The organism is Methylobacterium platani (assembly GCF_001653715.1).
Classification (GTDB): Bacteria; Pseudomonadota; Alphaproteobacteria; order Rhizobiales; family Beijerinckiaceae; genus Methylobacterium; species Methylobacterium platani.
Window position 1 is genome coordinate 1 of the sequence record NZ_LWHQ01000011.1, and the last position, 23,192, is coordinate 23,192.

The window sequence follows — 23,192 nt, forward strand, 5'->3', positions numbered from 1 at the left end:
CGGCCGGCCGATCATGTTGTCGATCCCCTCGAGGATGATCGAATGGATGCTCCGGCCGTGGTCGGCAGAGATCGCCAGCAGGGCGTCGTACCGGGCTTGGTCGAGGTAGACGGTCTGCTTGTTCGCGACCTCGCGCTGACTGCGCGGCCGGCCGGGCTTGCGCTTCACGGGCTCGGCTGCAGCTTCCGGCTCGGCGGGCTCCGGCGCGGCGGCGGCCTGGGCGACGTCCTCGGCGACCTGCTGGGCGAGCAGGTGGGCGACGTTGGGGCGCTTGCTCATGCCGTCACCTCGACGCCGAGGCGCGTCAGGACCGCGTCGAGGAGCGCGGCGTATTCGGCGGCCGACGGCGATCCTGCCGCGACGGTCTCGCCGGCGGCGATGCTGTCCGCGACCGGCTGGCGACTGCTGATGGGGGGAGAGACCGGCTCGGTCAGCGAGGCGAGGGTGGCGACGGCTTCGCGTCCAGCCACGGTGCGCCGGTCGACCCTCGAGGGCACGACCAAGATCTCGGGAGCGGCGCCGCCACGCGAGCGGCGGAAGTCCCGGACGAATTTCACGGTGTTGGCCGCGCCCCGCAGCTCAAGCGCCGTGGCGCCGGCCGGGACGAGCACGATGTCGGAGACCGCGACGGTGGCGCCGTAGGCTGCGCCCATGGCGCCGGGGGCGTCGACCACGGTGTAATCGGCCGAGCCGTCCTTGACGACCTTCGCCCAGGCGCCGGCGTCAGAACGCCCTTCGATCAGGTGGGCGGCGACCGCGAACGGCAGCCGTCCGAGTTTCGCTGTTGCGGCGGCATTGGCCTCCGGATCCGCGTCGAGGACCCGCACGCTATGCCCGCGGCGGGCGAGCTCCGCCGCGAGGTTCAAGGCGGTGGTGGTCTTGCCCACCCCGCCCTTGCTCTGCACCAACCCGATGATCCGGCTCATGACCCTCTCCGTATAATTCCGGGAGGATCCTGGGATAAAACCCTTTCCAAGTCGTGGCTATGGCGGGACAGTCATTCTGCAGTCGGATCCGATCACCTCGGATCGTCGTACTCGTAGCCGTGATCGGTGATCGGCCGGACGAGGTCTGCGAGGCTGGAAAGGTCGGGCCGGACCAGTGTCAGGTAGACCACCAGGATGAACATGGCCGACCAGACGGCCCCGAGCTGGATCTTGTCGCGCGGCGGCACGTCCTTCCCGAACAGGTCCGGCACGGTGACCGCGATGGCAAGCGCGATGATCCCGAGCACAACCCAGAAGTCGAAGAACGGGTTGTTGACCAGGTGCGCCGGCTGCCCGGCGAGGCGCCAGAACAGGCCGAACGCGATATTGAGGTTGAGCGCGCTGCAGAACAGGAAGATCATCGTCGCGTAGAGGTATGGCCCGCTCGGCCAGCCCTCGGTGGTCATCGCCGTCCGGAACGGGCGCCAGTAGGCGAAGATCCCCCACCCGGACAGGATGAGGAAGATCGCCCTCAGCCCGTCGCCCCGCGGCCGGATCGGGATCGCCGGCACCAACAACGAATACACGAGCACCACGGCCACCAGGGCCATCAGCGCCCGATACCGGAACACCCTCATCACTGGCGGCCCTTCCTGCTCCTGCCGGCGATCGCCAGCGTCTGCTCGAGGTGCTTCATCATCAGCGCGTCAGACCCGGACAGCCGCGCCGCCTGCACCTCGATGTCGTGAATTTGCGCCACGGTCTTGGCCCGCTCGGCGCGAAGCGCGGCGCTCACCGCAGCTTGTTCAGCAGCGCGGTCCTGCGACCGGCGCGAGATCAGGTTCCACATGGCCCGGAGCACTCCCACGGTTAGCGCCCCCGGGCTTCCAGCGCAGAGAGGGCACGCTCCAACAACCCCCTGTTGGTCGCGGCTGCTCCTTCGATCTCACGGATCGTTTCGCTGGCGTTCTCGATCATGCGCTCGACGCGCATGTCCCTCTCGGTCTGGCTGGCGAGCGCGCTCCTCGCGTTCGCATCGATCGCCTGCACCGTCGCGGTCAGGAACGTCTGGCTCTGGGCGACGCCCGCGAGCGTGTCCTTGATGCTGGACAGGATGCGGTTGGTCTCGGCCGCGGTGAGCAGGGTCTCCCTGCTCTCCTTTAGTCGAGCCTCCGCATCGCTGTCGCGCCGCTTCTGCAGGTAGATGATTGCGATCAGGAACAGGACGAGCATCACGCCCACCAGTCCCTGATCCAGCAACTTGCCCATGGCGCTATCGAGCATCGACCTGCCCTCGCCCGAGCTCGAAGCGGCGCATGTCAGCGTCTCCCCGGCTTACCGGTTCGCCGCCGGCAGCCGCGCCACGACAGGCGCCAGGGTGTTGCCCTCGTTGGCGCCGTCCTCGAGACTGAGCTTCCGGAACACGATCTCGGCGAGACCGGCCTGCCCGCCGGCCGCCTCGAGCGCCTTTGCCGGCGCGGCGTCGACCGCTCGCTGCACCGCCTTGGCGATCACCGCCGAGCCCACGTTGATGGACAGCTTGCCCTCCTTCACGGCGCCCGGCACCGCGTTGATGGCGTACTCGGTGACGGCGTTCGCCATCTGCTCGACCCGGGCCTGGGTGAGGAACAGCGCGGCCCAGGGGTAGACCTTGCGGATGGCCTGGATCGCGTAGGCGGCGACCGCCGGGATCACCGCGGTGATGACGATCTCCTGCAGCAGCGAGATCCAGGGCGCGGCGGAGAGCGTCACGCTGGTGGTGTCGGCGGCGAACTCAGCGGCGAACGCCGGCCCGGCGACGATGCTGATCATGGCCGCGATGAGGGTGCTCAGAACCAGCACCCGAACCAAGACGGGGATGTAGACGGCGACGGCCAGCGCCAGGGCGCCGAGCAGCAGGAGCCCGAAGGCGAGGCCGTGGGCGAAACCACCGGCGGCGGGCATGCCTTCGATCCGGCCGCCGCCGGCCATGGCGGGGGAGTAGACGCAGGCGAGCGCCAGCGCCGCGAGGAAGATGCGGTGCATGATGGTGTCCTGTCATGGATGGTGCGGCCGCTATCGTGGATGGGCGCGCCGCTATCATGGATGCTCGGCTGGCCCGGCCGGCGCGGGTCTTCGCCCCGTCGAGGTCCGGGGTGTCAGGCTTCGCTGACGCCCGACTTGGCGCCGGCGATGGTGGTGGGCAGCTTGGTCGCCGCCGGCAGCGGCACGTCGGCCGGCCAGCGGAAGGCGGTGAACTCGCCCCGCTTGAACCCGGCGATGCTGACCGCGTCGCCCTGGTTTCCGCCGAGCAGGTAGATGGTCGAGGCGTTGGCGCCGACGACGATCCCGACGTGACCCTGCCATGCCGATCCGGCGCGCTTCTTGGTGGCGATGCAGCCCAGGGCCGGCTCCTTGAGCCCTACGCCCCAGCCCTCGTAGGACCGGGCCGCGAGGCTGCCGGAGGGCGCCCGGCCGGCGCGCTTCAGCATGGCGCCGACGAACGCCGCGCACCAGGCGGTGGCGTCGTCCTTCACCCCGCCGAAGCCTGCGTCGGCGAAGTAGCGGATCACCACCGGGTTGTTCGCCTTGCCGACGCCCTCGTGGGTGCCGACCTCGTGCGCCGCCAGGACGAGCCACGCCGGCTGTTCGGGCTCGGCGCGGCGCTCGGTCAGGTCGACCGAGGCGAGTGCTTTCTGCGTCAGCGGCCCGGCGATGCCGTCCGGCACGAGGCCGGCCGACCGCTGGAACGCGGTCACCGCGGCGATGGTGCGGGCGCCGGCATCGCCGTCGGCGCCAGCCGGCCCGAGGTCATAGCCGCGCGCCAGGAGAGCGCGCTGGATCTCAGCGACGGTCATCAGGATCTCCGGATTGTCAGGGGTGGTGCGTTGGCCCGGCGCGCCGGGCGTCAGGTCCGCAGCCAGCGCGTGCCGGCGGCGTCGTAGCGGAACCGGAGCGGGGTGGACGCCGTCAGGGTGACCGGGTCGCCCTGCTTCGTGGGGTTGGCCGGATCGGACGAGGTGCCGATGACCGTCGCGCCCCCCTGGGCCGCCACGTAGAGGCTCGTGATCGTGCCGATCGTGCCGATCTCGATGAGGTGCCCGTCGCCGGCGGCCACCGGCAGGATGCAACCCTGGTTCGCGATGGCGCTGGTCTGGGTGAACATCACCCATCCCGAACCCTCGGGAACGAAGTAGTTACCGCCGGAAGCGGCGACTTTCACCCCACCCGCATTGAGAAACGGCCCGGCAATCTTCGTCGGACCATCCACCGTCATGCCGGCGTGAGCGTAAGCCGGCTGATTGTAGACGTTCAATCCCTCGGTCGCGTTGAGCGGGTTATTGATATTGTGCAGCGTCGGCGCGGCGAGTACGGAGCATCTAACGAGATCAACGCCAGGGAAAAGTCCACCAATAACGTAGTTGCCGCGCTCGCAGTTGATGCTGTCCTTGAGGTTGGCTGTCTTTGCGGTTCCCGTGGCGCAGTTCACGATCATATAGTTGCCGCCCTCTATGAGGACGTCGTGGCGGGTCGCGTCGGGTGTCGAGAAGAATTTGCTGTGCTCGATCGCGTTGAGCCCGCTCTGCAACCGGACGTCCGCCTTGCCCTTGTTCGCCTCGAACCAGCAGTTACGAGCGGTCACACCGGGATAGTTGCGGATACGAGAGATGTCACCGCCCATGTTGGGTCCGACGAGGAGGCCACCACTATCCGCATCGAATGTCCTGCCATTGCCTTCGACGTCGCAGCCGTCGAGCATGAAGTTGACGCCGCCGTCAATGTCGAGGCCGTACTTCAGGTTGCCGCCGAACGCACCGATGATGTGGATGTGGTTCGGCATACCGCCGCCGGCCTTCGAAGCGAAGCCCCGTGCCATCAGGCCGGTACCGTTGTTGTCGCAGTTGAAGTCGAACAGCATGTTGGTGATGCCACCATACATCTGATAACCAACGCTGCCGCCAATGCAGTTAATCTGGCGGAGCACCGACTTGACAAGATCGTAGGTCACCAACACCGGCAAGTTCGGGTCCATGCCGTTGAGCGTCAGGCCCGAGATATTGATGTTCGCAGTGAAATTCGTGGCATTGGGGTCGCCGATGGTGAGCAATCCCAAGGACTGGTTGTCGCCGATGCGCCGGATCTGCGTCAGGTTCTTATCGTACCCGAAGATGGAGCCCATCTGCGAGTACGCCGCCGACACGGGGTAACGGAGCTGCCCGGAACGGTAGCGGCCGGGCGGGATGAAGATCGGCCGACCGGTCGTGACCATGTCGCTGAGCGCGCGCTGCAGCCCATCCGTATCCGGGTCGATGTCGTTCCCCTTGCAGTTGTAGGGGAAGTTCTTGATGTTGATCATATCGCCGAAGTGGTCGACGAGCGGCCGACCAAGTGCAGGCAGGGAGTTAGCCTGCCCGTTGTCATCGAGCCCGGCGAGGATGATCCCGCCCGGCTTGTCGCCGGTCATCATCCGCGGGCGCCGGCTATCGGTGGCATAGCCCGGCTCGCCGGACAGGCCGACGTAGCTGGCGAACTGCGCCTCGTTGCCGCGCAGGACGCGCAGGGGCTGGCGGGGATCGGCCATCAGAGGCTCCCGAAATCGAAATTCGTGGACCCATCGGGGGGCTGGCCCAGGGTGCCCATGTCGTAGGAGAGCGCGCCGACGAGGCGCGCGAGGCTCTCGGCCTGGGCCGCGGCAGAGGCGGCGGCGGCAGCCTGCTGCGCGGCGAGGATCGCTTGCGTGGAGGCCGTCGAGGCGCCGGAGAGGGCCGTCCCCGCGTGACCGGCCGCTTGGCTGGCCGCGGTCTGGGCTGTGCCGGCCGATCCGCCTGCGGCCCCGGCGGCGAGGCGCGCATCATCACGCGCGGCCTGCGCCTCGACGGTGCTCTCCGCGGGCGAGCCGCGGATGGCCTGGCCCGGAGACCAGTCGCTCTCAGCCCCGGTATTCGCGACCTTGGTGTAGAGCGTCCAGGGGTCGCCGAGGCTCAGAAAGATGAACCCGACGCCCTGGTCATTGTATTTCGCCCGGTCGCCCGGCGGCCCGGCCATGTCCCACTTGATCGGGCCGGCCTCGAACTGCGCCAGAAACTGGCTGAGCCGCAGGTTGGTGGTGGTCGACTGGTTCCAGTACGGGCCGGTCAGGGAGATGTCCCAGTCCGACGCTCCGGTGATGTCCGGGCCCGGCCAGGGCTGCTTGAGCTGCAGCTGGCTGGGCGAGATCGCCCGGGAGATCAGCGCGGTGATGCCGCGCAGGACGAGCTGGTCGCCCTCGGCCGCCACGAACGACGTCAGCGTCCCGGACACGACGAGAGACCCCGTCGTCACGGAGACGAGGCCGGCGGAGGTAGCCATGTGGTGGATGCTCCCGGAGCGTCAGGCTCGACGGTGGTGGCGGGCGGGCGTCGAGCCCGCCGCGCGGCTCAGGCCGGCTGCTTCTCGTAGCCGACGGTGACGTTGGCGATGGTGAGGGCGAGGTTGGTGCAGCCGGCGCCGGGGATCATGCCGGCGGTGAGGACCGGGATGGCGGTCTCGCTGACCTTGATGGCGACGACCTGGTTCTGGGCGTTCTGCACCAGGGTGACGGCGGTGGGTTGGGCGGTATCGGCGGCCATGGATGGCTCCTGGGTGATGGGGCTCACGGCCCCGGGGGGAGGACGAATTCGAGGCCGGCCGCCTGCAGCGCGGCGACGACCTCGCTCTCGGTGGTGGCGCGGGCGACAGCCTGGGTGACGCGGACCCGCTCCCGCTCGCGATCGACCGTCTTGGTGCTCTCGGCGACGATCGCCGCGGCCAGCACGGCGGGATCCTGACCGCGCTCGGCGGCCTCCTCGGCGATCCACTCGCTCTCGCCGCCGGCGAGTACCTTCTCGGCCTCGGCCGCCTTGAGCAGGTCCGCCGCCTGCAGCCCGGCGGGCCGGGAGATCAGAGCCAGGGCGGCATAGTGGAAGGTGGCGATTTCCTTCGCCCGCGCCCGCACCGTCTCGAGGTCGGGCCCGATCACCACCGCACCGGCCGGCGCCTCCGGGGCGGGCCCCTCCGTGACCGGCACCGTCAGCGTCTCGGTGACCGGGCGCCGCGGCCATGCCTCCATAGTCACCCGGTACGTGCCCGGCACCCGGAGCACGAGGTCGACCGCGCCGCCGGCTCGCGCCGTCCCGGTGACCGGGCCCGCCACGGTGATGAGGGTGTCAGGCGGCAGGACCACACGCGCCGGGGCGCCGGGGACGGGCTCGCGGGTGTCGAACGCCACGACGAGGGCGCGCCGCAGCCGCAGACGCCGGGCCGGTCCGGTCGGATCCTCGACGTGGTGCGTATCCTCGGCGGCCTCGCCCGCCAGGATGCCGCCGTGCTCGGCATCCTCGGCCACGATGTACCGCATCTCCATCCGGCCTCGCTCGGTGATCCGGCCGGCTTCGTCGTGCCGCACGAAGGGCACGGGCTCCGAGATATACGGCCCCATGCTCACTTGCTCTCCTGAACGCTGATGTATACGCCGCCGATATTGACGTTGTTATCGTCAACTACCTGATAGGTGTGAGACCCGACGCCAGGATAATCTAGGATTGGGTATGTGGTGGGGCCGAGACGTAGATATGATCTGTTTACGTTCGGGCTTGGATCGAAGTCCATCATGAAATCCGCGGGAATTGCCCCGATCAGGTTGCCGTCACGATAGATCCGAATTGCCCCTGTGCTGGTTCCGATTTGGGAGAAACGTGAGCTGAGATCGCCAATACGGCTGGCTAGTACCGCCACGGCTCGCGCCGTGCGAACGTTGATGGTCACGCTCGTCTGCTGGCCGTTCGATTGCGCCGACACGAGGCCCGAGATCGCGCCGTCCTTCACGTTGATGTTGTCGACGGTCAGGTTGCCGATCTGGGCCGAGGTCGTAATCAGCGACGTCGTCGAGAGCATCCGCGACGTGATCAAGCCGTCCACGAACAGGTCGGCCGAGACCAGCAACTTGAACGTGGCGCTGCCATCCAGGCTCTTGGCGCCGGTGAGCACGAACCCGCCGGCCTGCCCGTCCACGTAGCCCGTGACACCGTACTGGACCCGCACGCCGTCGTAGGACGCGGCCAGCGTCGTGATCTGCGCGGTGTGCCCGTCCTGGGTGGTGCTCAGCGACGTGATTGACTTCGCCTGAGACGAGACCCGCCCGTCGATGTTCTGGACCTGCGTCGTAAGCGACTGCGCAGCTTCGGCTTGTCCGGCCACCCTCTGGTCGACGCCGGCCAGATAGCTGTTCAGGTACGTGATCGAGCTCGCGTTGGCGGTCGTCCGGCCGTCGAGGTCATCGACGCGCCCGGATAGCTGCTGGGTCGCCGTCGCCTGCCCGGCGATCTGCCCGCCCTGCGTCGTGACGGTCGCCTCGAGCGCGGTGGCGCGGTTCGCGACGCTGGTGACGCCGGCCTCGGTGGCGGTCGTCCGGGCGCCCAGATCGTCGATCGCGCGAGCCTGCCCGCCGATCTGCCCGCCCTGCGTCGAGACCTCGGCCGCCAGCGCGTCGGTCCGGCGCGCCTCGCTCTCGATGCGGCCCTCGGCGGCGGAGGTCCGCGTGGTGAGCTGCGACACCGCGTCGGCCGTGCCGGCGATCTGGCCGCCCTGGGCCGAGACGGTCGAGGACAGCGCGTCGAGGCGCGAGGCCTCGCTGTCGATCCGCCCCTCCGTGGTGCTGGTACGCACCGTCAGCGCCGACAGGGCGGTGGACGTGCCGCTGATCTGCCGGCCCTGGTCGGCGACGGTCGCCTCAAGCGCGGTGGTGCGGGCCGCCTCAGACGTCACCCGGCCGTCGGTGCTCTCCGCCAGCGTGCGGACGCTGTCGATCGCCGTGGCGTTGGCCGAGATCTGGCCGCCCTGCGTCGTCACCGTGGAGCGCAACGCCGTCAGGCTCTCGGAGAGCGACGAGATGTTGCCCTCGGTGAGCGTGACCCGGGTGGTGAGCGACTGCACCGCGGTCGCTTGGCCGGACAGCGCGAGGTCGTTGGCGTCGATCCGGGATGAGAGCTGCGTGATCGACTGCGACTGCGCGGTGATCGTCCCCTCGGCATTCGTGACCCGGGTCGACAGACCCTGGATCGCCGTCGCGTTGCCGACTATGCCGCCCTCGGCGACGTCGAGGCGCACCGCGAGGGTGGTGGTGATCGACGCCAGCACCTCGTCACCGGAGACCCGCAGGCGCGTCTCGCGCTCGATCGCCGCGAAAGACCTGCCGTCGGCGATCTTGAGCAACTGGCTCTGCTCGTAGCTGCGCGTGGTCTCCGTCGCGGCCTCGGCCGCGAGGCGGTCCACCGCCGCCGCCAGCTGCCGGATAGAACCGAGGAACGTGTCGTCGCCGGTGGTGAGGGCGAGCCGCGTAGCCTCGCGGGCGCTGTCGATCAGGCCCCGCGCCTCGGCCAACTTGTCGACGGTCAGCTGCTGCCCGAGCGCCAGCGTGCCGCGGCCCAGATCGTAGATCGCGCCGAGTTCCTTCTGAAGCTGCGCCGACAGCTTGCCGATGTTGATGCTGAGATCGTCGAACAGGTCTCCGTTGATCAGCAGGGGCGGAGCGATCACCGGGGTGATCGTCCAGCCGCCCGGCTGCAGGCCCGGCGTCACGCCGCGCACCCGGAAGAGCATGTCGTCGGAGGCGCCGACGATGACCTCGATCGTGGTCCGGTCAGTCGCCGGGCCGGCCGCCCAGGTCACCCCGCCATCGTAGCTGAGGGCCCACTCGTAGGTCGCCGCGTTCCGCGCTGGCAGCCAGCCGGCGGAGAGGACCAGTGTCGCCTGCCGCTGGCTGATGCTGGCGGTGAGCCCCAGGATGACCGGCAGGGCGCTCGAGAACAGGTCCGGGACCTGGGGGAGCGGCGTGACGCCTGTCTCGGTGGTGTCGTAGACCTCCGGGGCGTCGAGGGTGCCCTTGAGGTGGATGTGTTCGCCGTCCTCGTCCGGGTCACCCTCGGTGATCAGGACCGGGTAGGCGCGGGGCTGGCCCGGGGAGAATGCCGCCCAGGGCGCCTCCTCGCTATCGTCGCGCGCCACCGCGTCGGCGAGGGAGACCTGGAAGCCGTACTGCCCAGCGGCCGCGGAGGCGGCGTTCGACGCATCGCCGGCGTTCACGACCAGGTCGGCGTCGCTCGCCCCGCGCGTTACTCTGACCGGGCCGAAAGGCCGGCCGTCGCGCTGGCGGATCTCGAGCCAGTGCGAGGCAGCCTCGGTCCAGATCGGCGGCGGGTCGAGGCGGAGGTTCGCCCCCCCATTCGCGCTGCCCACGATCTCGTGGCTTGAGCCCCAGGTCTCGGGCTCCGAGGTGGAGATCCGGACGAGGTCACCCCGCTTGAGGAGGCGTCCCTCCATCCGGGCCGTCCACGACACCGTCGTCCTGCGGTACTGGCTCTCGGCCGCCATGTAGCGCACCGCGCCGGTGGCCTGGACGCGCTGAACGAAGCCCTGCAGCTGCACCCGGGCCGGGTTGGTGAGCACCACGCCGTCGGGCGCGGACGACACCTCGGCGACGCGCCAGGACGTCTCGTCGAGGTACTCGCCGATGATCCCGTCCGCCCAGGCCTGATCGGCCAGCGCATAGTCGATCTCGAGTGAGCCGGCGACGATGTCGTTGTCGGTGAAGAGCATGCGCGCGAGGCCGCGCGGCTCTTCCCGGGTCAGGGTCAGCTTGTCGCCGATCGGCGCCGGGAAGGCGCGTCCCGCCTTGAGAACGGTCTCGAGCACCTCGTCGAGGGTCTGCACCTCGGTGAAGCGGAAATCGAAGGTGTGACCCAGCTGCGCCCAGAGGCGGTCGTAGGCCAGGAACGCCGCGAAATCGACGTTCGCGAGGTCGAGGCCGGCGCTATAGTCCGAGTTGCGCCACCAATCGAGGGCCGCCCAGGCGATCGACCGGGTGGGCTTGACGACCCACTGCCCATCCTCCCAGACCGGCAGCTTGCGCGTACCGGTGACCCGCAGCTGGCCGCCCGACACGCCGCTGTTCTGTTTGTTGCCCACGCCCTTGACCGCGATCGTGTAGACGCGCGGGAAGCTCTGCGGCCCATTGATCTTGGCCCTGAGAGCCGTCCACGTCACCGCGTCGGTGCCCCCCAGTTTCGCGTTCTGCGTCTCGGCAATCGGCGGGTTCTGACGGCGGGCCCGAACCTCGTAGCGCCCCCCGGGGACCGGGATCCGCTCGGTGACCCGGATCTGGCTCTGCTTGTTCTGGCTGTAGATGTTGCGGAAGACCTGCACCCAGGCGCCCGTCGCCGCGCCGGCGGCGTTGACGGTCCGCGCCTGCACCTCAATGTCCGTCGGGACCGGCAGCTGGCGGTCCTTGTAGGTGACGTAAGCGCCCCCACCCCAGATGAAATCGACCATCAGCTCGGTGGCGACGGTCCCCGCGGCGTTGACGATGACCCCCGGGGTGTACTCGGTGGTCAGCTCGGCACCCTGCAGCTCGTCCGCGGTCTGCACGTTGACCGGGTAGAGGGTGACTTGCTCGCCCGGGGGGACGAACTGGATCTCGATGCCCGGGTACGACGGGTTGTAGCCCTCGGCCTTGGTCCAGATCGGCGTGTCGCCCAGCTCGACCTGCTCGACGTCCATGTCCCCGCAGGTGCAGGCATAGAGGCCGTAATCGACCATCTGATCGCCGGCATACTCGCTGTAGACCGGCGCGGCGAAGTCGGGGGCGAAGCGGACCCGGCCGTTGAGCACGGGGATCGGCTGCATCGGCCGGGCGGCGTTGCCCTGCAGGCCGAACGAGTAGAGCGCATCCGTGCTACCGGTCTTGCCGCCCGCCTTGGGCTGCAGGAAGTGCGAGAGCAGGAGCGAGCCTGCGCCGACAACGAGCGCGCCGACCAGCGACGAGGTGATGGCGAACGCCGCCGTACCGGCGGTGAGGCCGACCGCGCCGGCGACGAACCCGCCCACCGGGCCGGCCACCGCCGTGAGCGCGATCATGGCGACGATCGCCAGGATGCTCTTGCCGGTGGTGCTGCCGCTCGAGCCGCCACCCATGGGCCGGCTGATGAACTCGACGTTGTCGTTCAGCCCGATGTGGCGGGCCGCCCACTCGGCTCGGCCGTAATACTCGCCGTTGATCCGGCAGACCGTCGGCAGGTCGAGACGCCACGCTACGCGCGCGAGGTAGGCCTCGACCGTCTCTCCCATGACGGCGCTCGCCTCCGCCATCGGCAGGATCGTGGCGCCCTCGTCGTCCTCCGCCGTTGCGTCGACCAGCTGCAGGACGCGCGTCACCCTGATGGCGCACGGCGGCCGGCCGGCGCCCAGGCGCGCGTCATCCTCCGCGGCGGCGCGGCGAGCGAGGTTGTCGGTGAGCATGGTGATCAGGCCCGGCGGAACAGACGTGTGTAGGTGAAGCCGATGGAGCGGAGCCCCGGCAGGTCATCGGCGACGACGCCGCGACCCTGGTCGACGTGGATCACCACGCCGGCGGTCGTCGGGACCACGAAGGTCCCGAGGTGGAAGTCTCGTCGGAGCACGTTGCCCATCAGGACGATGTCGCCGTCCCGGACCTCGTGATCCGGGATCTCGCACCAGTTGCCCCGCTCAGGATGCGCCAGCATGGCCTCGGCCTGCGCGCGGGTCGTGGCAGCAACGGACGTCAGGTCCGGCATCCCGTACCCGTAGAGCTCGCGCTGCAGGTGCTGGGTGAGGTGGTAGCAGTCCCAGGCGTCGGGCCCGGCTGCGCCGAGCCGGTAGGGCTGGCCGATCAGCTCGTTCAGGAGGTCGAGGCGGCTGGTCATGTGGGATCAGGCGGGGATGGTGACGGGGCCGGCGTGGGTGTGAGACATCAGCGGCGGGCCTGAACACAGACGGTCGACATGCCGCTGCGCACCAGCGCCTCACCTTCGCGGCAGACGGGCGCGGTCAGGACGCCGAGCGCCATGAATGCGAGCAGGGCCCAGAGGATCAGGGCGCCGATGGCGTTTTCGGACATCACGCCACCGTCGCGATAAGGCTCACCTCGCCCCCGGTGTCGCATTCGAGGGTGTAGGCGTGCTCGCCTTGACCCGGTGCGTCGAAGAAGGCGGTCGAGGTCGGGCGGCCGACGTAGTCCCCCGGGTAGGCCAGCGACCAGTTTCCGGGCAGCGTGAAGATGGGGAGGCCGTTCCGCCGCACACGAAGCGCGCCCCGCCCGATCGGCGCGGCCTCGATGGCGAGCGTCACGCGATCATCTGCACCGACCCGGACACGCATCGGGGGCGTCACCACCGGTCCATCGCTGCGGGTCGCGTGCGCCCGGTAGGATCCGACCCCGCTCACCAAGCCGACGGTGTGGTGCACGATCTGGCCGTGCGGCGTGACGACATTCTCGCGCATGGGGATGCCCGGGGAGGGCTTGATCGCGGCCACGGCGGGAGCGGCCACCGGGGCGAGCCCCAGCAGCTTCAGGATGGAACGGCGGTTCATGGGGCCTCCTCAGGCGCCGCTTGCTGCCAGCAGGGCGGGGAACCGCACCTGGTCGTAGATCTCCCGCATGACGCGGAGCTTGGTCGGGTCGGCGATCACCAGCGCGCCCTCGAGGCGCGAGCTCTTCCGCTTCACATTCCGGAGCTGCAGGCGGAACGGGCCGAAGCCGACCGTGTCGGGATCCGAGAGCAGGTAGCCTCGGAAGATGACGATGACCGGCTCGTTGAGCTTCGTCGCCGCCTCGAGGTACCGCGCGACCTCCCGGTTCACGTTGTCGAGCCACACCGGCGCCTCGATGCCCAGCTTGTCGATGCGCGGATAGTCGATGCCGAAGGGGATCGCCTTGAACAGCACCTGCTCGTTGGGGTTGAGCGGTGCCGCGCCATCGAGCCGGAACGTCATGTCCTCGGTGTTGCGCACCGTCCGGATCGGCGATGGCGAGCCGTCTTCGACGAAGACGCTGTGCAGGAACTCGAGGGTCGGAAGCATCCGCTCCTTGGTGTCGATCGTGGCCGCGGCCTCCTCCCAGGCGCGCGTTGCGGCAATCGGCATCAGAGGTTCCTGACGTCGAGATTGCAGGTCACGAGGGTGCGGTCGAAGCCGGCGGATTTCTCCGCCACCGCGTCCGACCCGCCAACGATGCTCACCGTCCGGGTCTGATAGGCGCGGGCCGACTGGATCCAGACCATCATCGTGAACTCGCCGGTGCCATCGCCCAACGTGTCCCGCAGGAAGGCGCGCCAGACCGCCAGCTGAGCGTCCGTCCACTCCCAGCCGTAGGACAGCCGCGAGATGCGGAGCGTGAACTGCGGGCGCATCCGGATCTTGCCGGACTGGGCCTGCGACGCGACCGGCGCCGGGCCGGAGTTGGTCACGCCGTAGGCCTGCGCGCTGACGGCATAAGGGAGGCCTGCCGGCCAGGAGGCGGGCATCAGCCGGTCGCCCTCATGCCGTACCGCTTGCGCATCACGGTATCCAGGCGCCCATCAGCCACCATGCCCCCCACCATCTTCTCGAGCTGGATGTCCACCCGCGGCCCCTTCGGGGTCTGGGTCACGGTCGCGCTGGCGCTGTGATCGGCCGGGACGTTGCTCACATTCACCGCGACCGCCACCGGGCCGCCGCCCTGGTTCTGGTTCGCCGCCGGCGGCTGCCGGCTGTAGCCATCGCCCACCGGGCCGCCGACGGCATACCCGCGCATGCCAAGGCGCATCGCCTCCACCGCCGCCACGCCGCCGGCGCGCGCCACGTCGCGCTGGCTCCACACCACCTCGCCGCGGTGGACCACGCCAGCCGGCTGGTGGACCCCGCCGGCGCCGGTGTAGCCGCCGGTCGCGAACTTCGGCATCCACGAGGAGGCGCCGACGTCGACCCCGCCGCCGCCCGCGCCGGAGAACCAGCTCGACGGGTTGAAGAGGCTGAAACCGCCTCCGCCGCCCGCCTTTCCGATCCCGTCGAAGAGGCCCGAGAACAGCTTGTCGGTGGTCGAGGACAGCAGCTTGTCGAGGACACGCATCAGGCTGTTTTTCAGGGCGTCGAGGGCGTTGGTGCCGCGCATGATGTCCGAGACCCAACCGCCGAAGGCGTCCTTGCCGATGTCCTTGGTCTGGGACAGGGTCTGGTTCAGCCGCAGGGCGCTCGCCTCCGCGCTGTCCATCCCTAGCCCGGTGCCGCGCAGCCGGGATGCGACCGCCGCCTCGTCGGTGCTCCGGCCGATCTGGCTGCGCTCGAACAGCAGGTCCCGCATCAGCGCGCTGTTCTGCACCGCCGCGGCCTGCTTGGCGTAGGCGTCCGCCACCTCGAGGATGGCGGCCCGCTCGTTGCGCGCGGTGTCGGTGAGATTGTCCGCCTTGGCGCCGAGCAGCTCCTGCGCGGTCGAGAACTGGCGGCCGACCTCGGTGCCGCGGCTGATCGCGTCGTTGAGGAGCTCCTGCACCTTGGCCCGGCGGCTCTCCGCCTCGGTCGTCTGCTCGGTCAGCGTGACCTGCGAGCGCAGGATGCCGGCCTCGCGCTCCGTGCTGCGCACGCCCGCCTGGTTCTTGTTGATCGTGCGGTCGGCCCAGTTGATCACATCCCCGGCGCTCTTCCCCGGGATGATCGTCGGGTTGGCCTTGGCAGCCTGCTGCCCGAGGAGCGAGGTGGCGTCGGTGCCTGGGTCGGCCCGCAGGAGTTTGATCGCCCCCTGGGCGCCGGCGAACCACGCGAGGTACTGGTTCCGGTTCGAGGTATCGAGGCCGGCCTTCTCGAGGGCGCGCTGGTTCTCCTCGGCGTAGACCTTGATCAGCGCGATGCTGTCGTCGCGGTTGGTGCGTCGAGCGGCGATCTCAGGATCCGACATGCCCGAGGCCCGCTCGGGGAACGTCTTCTTGAAGAGGCGATCCCAGGTCTCGGTGATAAACTGCCCGAGGCCGGTGGCCGAGGAGCGGCTGTTGCGTGCCGATGCGTCGCCGCGGCTCTCCACGTTGATCATCGCGGAGACGAAGTCGCCCGACACGGCGGTCCGCTTGGCCGCCTCCTCGGCGGTCTTCCGGATCGTGGAGATCTCGGTCTGGGCGACCGTGATGTAGGCGTCCCGCTCTGCGATGACCCGGAGCCGGGCCTCGCGCTCGGCCTGCAGCGAGGAGAGATCGCGAGCGTCGAGGTTCGGCGCGCTCGCCTTGTCCATGTACTGCCGGTTGACCTCGTCCCTGCTCGTGAGGGCGTCCCAGCCCTTGGCGCGCAGATCCGCGTCGAGCTTCTGCTGCCGCTCCGCGATGGCCTTGTCGACGCTGTTCAGCCCGACGTTGGCGTTGGCGTTCTGAGCCCCGCGCACCGCATCGCCCGCGGCGACCGAGCCGAACCGCTCCATATCCTCGCGCATGGAGCGCGTGACGTTCTGCAGGCGCTCGAACTGAGCCTGGATCATCGCCAGCTGCGCGCCGTCCAGGCCGAAGCGGATCGGGTCCGAGATGGCGCGCCGGAGCTTGTCGGCCGCGTTGGTGGTGTCCTGCAGCTCCTTCTGCGCCGGGTCGAGGCTCCGGGCGAGGTCCATCACGTCGCGGTTCCGGCCGGCCGCCGCGACGCTCTCACCCTGCTGCCGGCGGCGGGCCTGCTCGGAACGGAGCGCCCCCAGCTGCTGCTGCACCTCCGCCGTCTCGGCGTTGTTCCGATAGTCGAACAGACCGCCCAGGCCGCCGCGCATCCGGTCGAGCTGGGCGAGCCGCGCCTCGAGGGTGGAGATCTGGTTCTCGATCGTGCCGCCGGTGATGGCCTTGTCGATGCTCTCGCCGACCTTGTCCCAGATGCCGGAGATTTTGTTGCCGACCGTCTCCATGATGCGGCCCCACCCCGTCATCAGGTCGGAGGAGCGCGTCACGTTCTGGCTGAGCGCCTCGAAAAGCGCGCGCTGCGCCCCGAGCCGGTCGCCCTGGGCCTGCAGGTTGCGGATGCTCTGCACCGTGCGGTCGTTGAGCCCGCCGAGCCGCTCGTTGAGGAGGTCGGCCCCCTTGGTCGGATCCGCGAACGCGCCACCGAGCTCCTTGGCGGCGTCGGCCAGCTCCTGGCCCGTCGACAGGGCATAATCCTTGGTCTTGCTGATCAGCTCACCGTACATCGTCGAGCCGATCTGCCCGGTCGCCGCGAAGGCGGCCGCCATGCTGCGCGCCTCGCGCGTCGACACGCCTCCCGCCTCCGCCGAGGCCGCGGCGATCGCGTTGATCTGGTCGACGGTGGTGCCAGACCCGCGCCCCACCCCGGTGAGCGCGTCGCGGACCTCCTTCTGGGTGTTCGCGTAGGAGCGCCACGCGACCGCGCCGGCGATGGCCACCGCCGCCACGGCACTGAAGGCGCCACCCAGGAGCCCGAGCCCTCGAACAGCGCCGAGCGCCATCTCGCCGATGCCCACCAGGGCGCCCTTCACGCCGCCCTTCGAGCCGGCCATGACCTGATAGATCTGCCCGCCCTGCTGGGCGGCGGTCTGCATCAGCGGGATGCCGCTCGCCAGCGAGGTGGCTACGTCGTTGAACTGGAAGCTGAGGTTCTGGATCTCGTAGGCCGAGAGCTTCGCGCCCTTGGCCGCCTGCTCCGTGTTCCGGATGAAGGTGCCGATCGCGCGCTCCTGCGCCATGAACACCGCGGTGGTCTGCGCGACGGAGCGCCGGTAGCCTTCCTCGTTGACAGCCCCGGTCTTGAGCGCCCTGTCCGCCAGGGCCAGCTGCCGATCGCGCTTCTGCGCGGCGTCCGCCAGAGGATCGACGGCGGCAGCGAGGGCATCCCGCTCGGCGGCCGACATGGGCGCCGGGCCGCTGAGGGACGACAGGCGCGCATTCGCCCGCGCGTTCGGGTCGGTCGCCTCGCGGTAGGCCTTGGCGCCCACCATGCTGAGGGCGTTCCACTTCGCGGCAGCGGCGGCCCGAGCCTCCTCGGCGGCGGCGGCTTCCTTCGCCGCGGCGGCGGCGGCGCGCGTCGCAACCGAGGACCGGCCCTGGGCCTCCATCTGGGCGACGAACGCCGTCTTCACGCGGTCGACCGCCGCGGCGTACTGGTCCTGGGTGATCGCACCGGTGGAGAGGAGGCTGCGAACCTCCGCCAGCGAGGCGCGGTAGGTCATCTGAGCGGCGAAGAGCGGATCGTACTTCCCCCGCAGCCGCTCAGCCGCCTGGATTGCGGCTTCCATGTCGGCGCCGCCATCCCGGCCCGACGGCGCGGCGACGCCCAGCTGCTTGTTCACGACCGCCTGATTGGCAGCCTGCACGGCAACCCTGGTGCGCTCGATGACCTCGAGGTTCCGCTGGTAGGAGGCGGTCTCCCGGGCGCGGGCCTCGATCCCCTGGTCCACGGTGATGATGCCGGCGCGCTGAGCGCCGCCGATCTCCGTCAGGGCGGCGAGGTACCGCTGCTGCACCCCGATCAGCGGGACCAGCTTGCCCTGCAGCGCATCGGCCGCGGCGGCGGCGGCGCGGAAGTCGGCCTCGTAATCCCGGGCCGGCGCCGTACGCACCCCCAGGCGGGAATTCAGGCTGTCCTGGCTGAGGCGAGCCGCGGCGCGGGCGGAGGCCTCGCGTGCTTCCCGGGCGCGGATCTCGGCCGTGGTGGCCTGCTGCACGATCCGGCTGTAGCCGGTCAGCTTGTCGACCGCCTGGTCATAGAGCTGGTTCGACCGCTCCTGGGTGATGTTGCCGGCGGCGACCGCGAGGGTGAGGGTGCGCGAGACCGCGGTCAGCTTGTCGGTCGCGGTGCGGAGCGGCTCATAGGCGCGCTCGACCCTGGCGAGAGCACCCTCCATCGTCCCGAGGGACCGGCTGGTGTTCTCGAGCTTCTGCCGAGCCTCGTCCACGCCGACGGTGCGGGCCTGGATCGTCAGCTGGCGGATGGTCTCGACGGTGGACGCCATCAGGGGTTCCAGGCTAAGCGCCGCCGGCAGGCAGGGGGGTCGACATGCCGTGGGTGCTGTTGTGGGTGACGATCGCCGGCGCCGGCTCGATCACGAGGCACGGAGGCAACTCGACGGAGACGGTGTGCGTGAACACCGCCACCGGCGAGAGGAAGAGCGTCATCAGCCCCCGGTAGGCGGCTGCTTGTCGGCCGGCTTGTTCATGTGCTCGAGCCATGCCGCGTCGAGGGCCTGGACGATGCGCTTCAGCCGGGTGAATTGCTCCCCAGCGATGGCGTAGCGCGCGCCCCAGCGGTCGACCGCGGACCAGGGGATGCGACCCTGGGCTCCGAAACCGAGGGGGCGCTCGCCGGTGAGGTCCCAGAAGGCGTCCCAGGCGAGGCTGGCCAGCTCCGGGAGCTCGGGGCGCTGCAGGAGCGCCGGCGGCGGGGGCTTCCCCTCGAGCCGGCGCTCCTCGTCGATCTGCAGCAGGTCAGCGAGCTTGTCGCCCCACTGAAAGTGCCACCGGAGGGCGCTTAGGGCTTTCCCACCGCGTCCGTGGTGTCAGCCTCGCTCTCGATCGACACCACGTTGGCCGCCCACTGGACGGCGCGGTTGAACCGCTGGAAGTCCGGGTCGAGGAGCATCTTGCCGGCCAGCTCCTTGTCGAAGGGCAGCGGGCTGCCGTCCTCGTTCTGGAAGCCGTCCCAGCCCTCAAGCACGGTGTCGCGCAGGCAGGTAGCGACGAACTCGTCCTGCTTCTCCGGCGAGAGACCGCGGATCCGCTCCTCACGCGGCACGCTGTCGATCAGCCGATCCATCAGGGCCCGGTAATCGCTGTTGCCGAGACCGCGCACCTTGAGGCGGATGCTGCCCATCTCGGGGATGTTGCCGACCCACCGGCCCTGCTCGAGGACCGCCGAGTTGATCTTGAGGCTGGACAGCTTCACGCGCTCTGCTCCTTCGTCGAGGTCGCCTTCGCCGGCGCCTCCGTGGTCTCGGCCGCCGCGGCCGCCGCCTTCGCGGCGACCTCGCGGGCATGGCCCTTGCCGATGATGAGGTCGCCGAACTCGTCGGAGACCTCGAGCTCGTCACCCTTCGCGTAGGTCTTCAGCGCCCGCCCGGTCGGGTAAGCGTCGAATGTCTCGATGATCTTGACCGTCTTCACGGGTGCCTCCGTCAGGCCTGGGCGCGCTGGACGACGATCGACCCCTTGGCGGTGTCGTCATACTTCGCCCGGAACGGCTGGGTGATCATGGCGTCGTCGGTGTTGCCGCCCGGCGCGGCCTCACCGTCGAGGAGGCGGGACGACGGCAGGGTGATCGCGTAGCGGCTGCCCGCGACCGACCCCAGGGTGGCGACGATGCTGCCGGCCGCATGGTTGAGCATGGCCTGATACAGGTCGATGCTCTCGAAGTAGGCCATGAAGCTGCCGGTGACGTCGGCCCGGCCGTAGCCGAAGCTGTCCGTGTAGGGCGTGCCGACCAGCGGGCGGGTCCGCATGTTGTTGGCGATGGTCAGCTCGATGCTGCGGACCTTCACCGGGTCGGTCACCCCCGGGATCTGCAACTGCAGCCCGACGCCCAGGGACGAGGTCTCGATCGGGTTGGTGTTGGCCGCCGTGTAGGTGACGCCGGCCATCGGGGTCTTGGACACCACCTCCTTCTGGCCCATCACGGTGAAGGAGCCCGTGATCAGCCCGCGCGTCGGGACCGTCAGGGTCAGCGAGTTGATCTGGCACCCCAGGAACCGGCGGAAGCTGTAGGCGCCGCCGCCGTGGTCGAGGCGCTCCTCGAACGCCAGCGAGCGCGCCAGGGTGCCGTTCACGAGCTTGTCGGCCGTCCAGGCGCCGCACATCACCGCCTCGAGGACGTCGTCGAGGGTGCCGGCCGAGAACTCGAAATTCAGCGTGCCGGTCACGTCCATGCCGACCAGCAGCTCGTCGGAGACGTTCCGGTCCGAGCGGATCTCATCGCTGGTGACCGTGCTCTTGTTGCTGCGCAGGGCGCCGCCGGTGATCCGCAGCACCTTCATGGTCGGTGTGGCCGGCATCACGCCGAACGCCGTCTCCGAGATGTAGGCGAGCTGCCGCCCACTGCCCGATGCAATGCCCATGTCCATTCTCCGTGTAGCGGGGGCAACGATCAGCCGAAATAATCGGCCTGATACTCGACCGAGGACGACATGCCGTAGTAATTGGCGAGATCGTTGCGGTCATCAAAGACCGGGGATGACGGCTCGAACGTCGTCACACCGTCGAATTTCTTGTTGAGGAACAGGGCGGCCAGCTCCTCGAGCCAGATCTCGCCCTCGGCGGTGCCGGCGCCGCGCGCCACGTAGAGAACCAGACGCATCGTGCCGCTCTCGCGGATCAGGTTGTTGCCCGGGGCGCCTACGGAGATCGTCCGGGCCCGCGAGATCGGATAGGAGATCTCGAGGTAGGGGCTGCCGTCCTTGGGCGTCTTGCCTTTCGTGTTCGGGGTCACCAGGGGGCAGCGCGTCCAGCCCTCGAGGATGCGGCTCTCGCACGCCGCCTTGACCTTCCTGCCGGCCATGTCAGTTCCGCCCCGGGTCGATGATGATGGCAGGCTGGCGGGTGAGCCACTCCTCGTGCAGGCTCGGCCGGCCGCCGCGGACCTCGCGCGCCATCTTCGCGGCCGAGGCCGAGCCCGCCCAGGCGCCGATCGCGCCGAAGGGGACGGACCTGTAGCCGTAGCCGACATAGGCGACGTTGCCGTAGCGCCGCTTCGCCAAGACCGAGACGCCCTCATAGACGCCGTCCGGCGCCTGCTTCGACAGCCCGCGCTCGATCTTGCGGGCATAGGGTTGCAAGTTGATCACAGCGTACTGCTCGGCCGGCGGCACGTTGTTGATGTCGAATTCCTTGTCGTCGGCGAACCAGACGTGGCTGGCCTGATACTCACCCGACAGGACCGGCGAGTGCATCTGCAGCAAGCCGTCCACGAATTCGATCACGTCGACCAGCAGGTGGTACTCGAAAACGATGCGGCTGCTCACGGTGAGCCGCTCGAGGCTCTCGCGCTTCGTCCCGTCCACGAAGAGGTCGTGCTCCGGCCGATAGCCGAGCGAGGCCTCGTTCTGGTCGAGGGCGCGCCGGTGCTCCTGCTCGGCGTGCTCGCGCAGGTACTGGGCCTGCGCCTCCGGTCCCATCGTGTCCTGTATCAGGAGCTCGATGTCCCGCTGCAGCGGGTTGATGCGCCCGGACATCAGCCGCGGATCGTCACGTCGTAGCGGACGACGACGTCCGCCATGGAGACCGGGACCACGGCATCGACGCCACGGATCCGGCCGTCCACCGTCACTGCGTCGATCTCCTCCGTATCGGCGCCGGCCGGCCACCCGGCAGCCCGGAGCCCGGTGGGCGACAGGACGACCAGGCGCTCGTTCTGGGTGATCCCGCCGCCGATGTCGGTGGGGTCCTGGGCGACCCCGCGCACGAAGGCGCGCAGCTCGTAGGCCTGCCCGGCATGCCGCACCTTCACGGTCTGGCCGTGGGCCTGCAGCTGGCGGTCGAGCGCCGCGATGGCCTGATCAGGGCTCATGCGACCACCGGCATCTCGAAGCGCGCGAGGAGCGCCTCCGCCTCGCCGTGCCCGAGCCCGCCGGTGGAGGTCGACCCTGGGGCGGCGTAGCTGAAGGAGCCGACGCCCTGGACGTTCTCGCTCTTCAGGAGCGGATCGCGACCGGTGCTTGAGACCGCGGCGGCGACCAGCAGCATGGCGGCGCGCTCGACGGAGGCGGGCAGCGTCCACGCCGCGCCTTGCTCGTCCGACGGCAGCGTGTACCCCCCGACATAGTCGACCACGAGCGCCCTGCCCTGCCACAGGGCCCGCACGCCGCGGCGCATCCGATAGAGGGCGTCGCCCTCGAGGCTGTAATCGTCCTGGCCGAGCGGCTGGCCGTCGAGCGTCACCGCGGTGATCGTGGTGACGGGTGCCTGGGAGAGGATCGCCCTGGCGCCGCTGCCGCACATGGTCTGGCGCACCGTCTGCTGGGCGAAGACCCTGTTGCAGAACCCCTCGATGCTGCTGGTGGCGGTATCGATCAGGAACGCGAGCCGCGCGTCCGACGCATCGACGCCCAGGATGGCCTTCACCCGGTCAGGCGTGGTGAGCTGGCGGTTCGTGGCCGCGGTGATGACGGTCAGCATCGTGTCCTCGGATGCGAGGGCCCCAGGAGGGCCGGATCGGTTGGCTGGGGCCCTCGCGGGGCTTACTCGGCGGGCTTCTCGGCCTTCTCCTCGGCGGCCGGCTTCTGGGCCTCGAGGTTGCGCTTCACCGCCTCGGCCCCCGAGAGGGTCGGGTCGTTGAGGTCGATGCGGTTCTGGTCGGCCGTGGTGCCAGCGCGCGGGTTGGCGTCGAGCGCCGGATGGCCGACATCGACCCCGGGGACGTCCTGCTCCGGGGCGCCGGAGGGGGCGAAGCTCGTCGCCGGCTTCACGTCGGCCGGATCGCCCTTCGGCTTCTCGGCCGGATCGGTGTTGCTCTTGGTGGAGGCCATGGGCGCTCCTCCTC

At 69.7% G+C, this 23,192-nt stretch carries 29 protein-coding genes; 1 reads left to right on the forward strand and 28 read right to left on the reverse strand.

What is annotated here, in order from left to right; all coding sequences use genetic code 11:
• From A5481_RS06000 to A5481_RS06055, 12 genes are all read right to left on the reverse strand, one after another.
• Nucleotides 1-279: hypothetical protein (locus A5481_RS06000; RefSeq protein ID WP_082984903.1), on the reverse strand; the 279-nt coding region annotated here is incomplete at its 3' end.
• Nucleotides 276-926: a ParA family protein gene (locus A5481_RS06005; RefSeq protein WP_048432253.1), complete on the reverse strand. Its 651-nt coding sequence runs from the start codon at nucleotides 924-926 to the stop codon at nucleotides 276-278. The genes A5481_RS06000 and A5481_RS06005, both read right to left, overlap by 4 nt.
• 92 nt (nucleotides 927-1,018) lie before the next feature.
• Nucleotides 1,019-1,564 (reverse strand): hypothetical protein, encoded by a 546-nt coding sequence (locus A5481_RS06010; protein WP_082172944.1) that lies wholly within the window; start codon nucleotides 1,562-1,564, stop codon nucleotides 1,019-1,021.
• Nucleotides 1,564-1,776: a hypothetical protein gene (locus A5481_RS06015; protein WP_156311710.1), complete on the reverse strand. Its 213-nt coding sequence runs from the start codon at nucleotides 1,774-1,776 to the stop codon at nucleotides 1,564-1,566. The genes A5481_RS06010 and A5481_RS06015 overlap by 1 nt, the downstream gene beginning before the upstream one ends.
• A gap of 20 nt (nucleotides 1,777-1,796) precedes the next feature.
• The gene (locus tag A5481_RS06020; RefSeq protein WP_048432250.1) at nucleotides 1,797-2,210 is read right to left on the reverse strand and encodes a hypothetical protein; all 414 of its coding nucleotides are present in this window, start codon (nucleotides 2,208-2,210) and stop codon (nucleotides 1,797-1,799) included.
• Nucleotides 2,211-2,261: 51 nt separating this feature from the next.
• Nucleotides 2,262-2,951 (reverse strand): hypothetical protein, encoded by a 690-nt coding sequence (locus A5481_RS33280; RefSeq protein ID WP_156311709.1) that lies wholly within the window; start codon nucleotides 2,949-2,951, stop codon nucleotides 2,262-2,264.
• Nucleotides 2,952-3,064: 113 nt separating this feature from the next.
• Nucleotides 3,065-3,763, reverse strand: a complete 699-nt coding sequence (locus A5481_RS06030) for an NlpC/P60 family protein (RefSeq protein WP_048432249.1) — start codon at nucleotides 3,761-3,763, stop codon at nucleotides 3,065-3,067.
• Between the two features lie 50 nt (nucleotides 3,764-3,813).
• Nucleotides 3,814-5,487, reverse strand: a complete 1,674-nt coding sequence (locus A5481_RS06035; RefSeq protein WP_048432248.1) for a hypothetical protein — start codon at nucleotides 5,485-5,487, stop codon at nucleotides 3,814-3,816.
• Nucleotides 5,487-6,254 (reverse strand): hypothetical protein, encoded by a 768-nt coding sequence (locus tag A5481_RS06040; protein WP_064503827.1) that lies wholly within the window; start codon nucleotides 6,252-6,254, stop codon nucleotides 5,487-5,489. Before A5481_RS06040 ends, A5481_RS06035 begins: the two co-directional genes overlap by 1 nt.
• 68 nt (nucleotides 6,255-6,322) lie before the next feature.
• Nucleotides 6,323-6,514, reverse strand: a complete 192-nt coding sequence (locus A5481_RS06045) for a hypothetical protein (RefSeq protein WP_048437327.1) — start codon at nucleotides 6,512-6,514, stop codon at nucleotides 6,323-6,325.
• A gap of 23 nt (nucleotides 6,515-6,537) precedes the next feature.
• Nucleotides 6,538-7,368, reverse strand: coding sequence for a hypothetical protein (locus A5481_RS06050; RefSeq protein ID WP_156311749.1), 831 nt, complete (start codon nucleotides 7,366-7,368; stop codon nucleotides 6,538-6,540).
• A complete protein-coding gene (locus A5481_RS06055; protein ID WP_245298627.1) occupies nucleotides 7,365-11,804 on the reverse strand; it encodes a host specificity factor TipJ family phage tail protein in 4,440 nt (1,479 codons plus the stop codon). Before A5481_RS06055 ends, A5481_RS06050 begins: the two co-directional genes overlap by 4 nt.
• Nucleotides 11,805-11,832: 28 nt before the next feature.
• Here A5481_RS06055 and A5481_RS35670 point away from each other — a divergent pair, with 28 nt between their 5' ends.
• Complete coding sequence (locus tag A5481_RS35670; RefSeq protein ID WP_280945087.1) at nucleotides 11,833-11,961, forward strand: hypothetical protein; 129 nt, start codon at nucleotides 11,833-11,835, stop codon at nucleotides 11,959-11,961.
• Between the two features lie 259 nt (nucleotides 11,962-12,220).
• Here A5481_RS35670 and A5481_RS06060 read toward each other — a convergent pair whose 3' ends face one another.
• The 16 genes from A5481_RS06060 to A5481_RS06125 all read right to left on the reverse strand — a co-directional run bounded on the left by A5481_RS06060 (nucleotide 12,221) and on the right by A5481_RS06125 (nucleotide 23,178).
• Nucleotides 12,221-12,640 (reverse strand): NlpC/P60 family protein, encoded by a 420-nt coding sequence (locus tag A5481_RS06060; protein WP_048432722.1) that lies wholly within the window; start codon nucleotides 12,638-12,640, stop codon nucleotides 12,221-12,223.
• Nucleotides 12,641-12,687: 47 nt separating this feature from the next.
• Nucleotides 12,688-12,834 (reverse strand): hypothetical protein, encoded by a 147-nt coding sequence (locus A5481_RS33285; protein WP_156311757.1) that lies wholly within the window; start codon nucleotides 12,832-12,834, stop codon nucleotides 12,688-12,690.
• Nucleotides 12,834-13,307 (reverse strand): hypothetical protein, encoded by a 474-nt coding sequence (locus A5481_RS06065; RefSeq protein WP_048432721.1) that lies wholly within the window; start codon nucleotides 13,305-13,307, stop codon nucleotides 12,834-12,836. The genes A5481_RS33285 and A5481_RS06065 overlap by 1 nt, the downstream gene beginning before the upstream one ends.
• Before the next feature lie 9 nt (nucleotides 13,308-13,316).
• Nucleotides 13,317-13,859 (reverse strand): DUF1833 family protein, encoded by a 543-nt coding sequence (locus A5481_RS06070; RefSeq protein WP_048432720.1) that lies wholly within the window; start codon nucleotides 13,857-13,859, stop codon nucleotides 13,317-13,319.
• Nucleotides 13,859-14,239, reverse strand: coding sequence for a hypothetical protein (locus tag A5481_RS06075; protein ID WP_048432719.1), 381 nt, complete (start codon nucleotides 14,237-14,239; stop codon nucleotides 13,859-13,861). The genes A5481_RS06070 and A5481_RS06075 overlap by 1 nt, the downstream gene beginning before the upstream one ends.
• Entirely contained in the window at nucleotides 14,239-18,678 is a 4,440-nt protein-coding gene (locus A5481_RS06080) for a phage tail length tape measure family protein (RefSeq protein WP_048432718.1), read from the reverse strand. The genes A5481_RS06075 and A5481_RS06080 overlap by 1 nt, the downstream gene beginning before the upstream one ends.
• 13 nt (nucleotides 18,679-18,691) lie before the next feature.
• Nucleotides 18,692-18,841, reverse strand: a complete 150-nt coding sequence (locus tag A5481_RS33290) for a hypothetical protein (RefSeq protein ID WP_156311756.1) — start codon at nucleotides 18,839-18,841, stop codon at nucleotides 18,692-18,694.
• Nucleotides 18,841-19,149, reverse strand: coding sequence for a phage tail assembly chaperone (locus A5481_RS35890; protein ID WP_425350157.1), 309 nt, complete (start codon nucleotides 19,147-19,149; stop codon nucleotides 18,841-18,843). The genes A5481_RS33290 and A5481_RS35890 overlap by 1 nt, the downstream gene beginning before the upstream one ends.
• A gap of 44 nt (nucleotides 19,150-19,193) precedes the next feature.
• Complete coding sequence (locus A5481_RS06090) at nucleotides 19,194-19,607, reverse strand: hypothetical protein (protein WP_048432716.1); 414 nt, start codon at nucleotides 19,605-19,607, stop codon at nucleotides 19,194-19,196.
• The gene (locus tag A5481_RS06095; protein WP_048432715.1) at nucleotides 19,604-19,825 is read right to left on the reverse strand and encodes a hypothetical protein; all 222 of its coding nucleotides are present in this window, start codon (nucleotides 19,823-19,825) and stop codon (nucleotides 19,604-19,606) included. Before A5481_RS06095 ends, A5481_RS06090 begins: the two co-directional genes overlap by 4 nt.
• An 11-nt stretch (nucleotides 19,826-19,836) precedes the next feature.
• Nucleotides 19,837-20,772, reverse strand: a complete 936-nt coding sequence (locus A5481_RS06100; protein WP_048432714.1) for a phage tail tube protein — start codon at nucleotides 20,770-20,772, stop codon at nucleotides 19,837-19,839.
• 29 nt (nucleotides 20,773-20,801) lie between these two features.
• Nucleotides 20,802-21,212, reverse strand: a complete 411-nt coding sequence (locus A5481_RS06105; protein ID WP_082172991.1) for a phage tail terminator-like protein — start codon at nucleotides 21,210-21,212, stop codon at nucleotides 20,802-20,804.
• 1 nt (nucleotide 21,213) lies between these two features.
• Nucleotides 21,214-21,885 carry a hypothetical protein gene (locus A5481_RS06110; protein WP_048432713.1) on the reverse strand — a complete coding sequence of 224 codons (672 nt, stop codon included), beginning with the start codon at nucleotides 21,883-21,885 and terminating at the stop codon, nucleotides 21,214-21,216.
• On the reverse strand, nucleotides 21,885-22,220 hold the full coding sequence (locus tag A5481_RS06115) for a hypothetical protein (RefSeq protein ID WP_048432712.1): 336 nt from the start codon (nucleotides 22,218-22,220) through the stop codon (nucleotides 21,885-21,887). The genes A5481_RS06110 and A5481_RS06115 overlap by 1 nt, the downstream gene beginning before the upstream one ends.
• The gene (locus A5481_RS06120; protein ID WP_048432711.1) at nucleotides 22,217-22,828 is read right to left on the reverse strand and encodes a phage gp6-like head-tail connector protein; all 612 of its coding nucleotides are present in this window, start codon (nucleotides 22,826-22,828) and stop codon (nucleotides 22,217-22,219) included. The genes A5481_RS06115 and A5481_RS06120 overlap by 4 nt, the downstream gene beginning before the upstream one ends.
• 62 nt (nucleotides 22,829-22,890) lie before the next feature.
• Nucleotides 22,891-23,178 carry a hypothetical protein gene (locus A5481_RS06125; RefSeq protein WP_048432710.1) on the reverse strand — a complete coding sequence of 96 codons (288 nt, stop codon included), beginning with the start codon at nucleotides 23,176-23,178 and terminating at the stop codon, nucleotides 22,891-22,893.
• Nucleotides 23,179-23,192 lie beyond the last annotated feature (14 nt).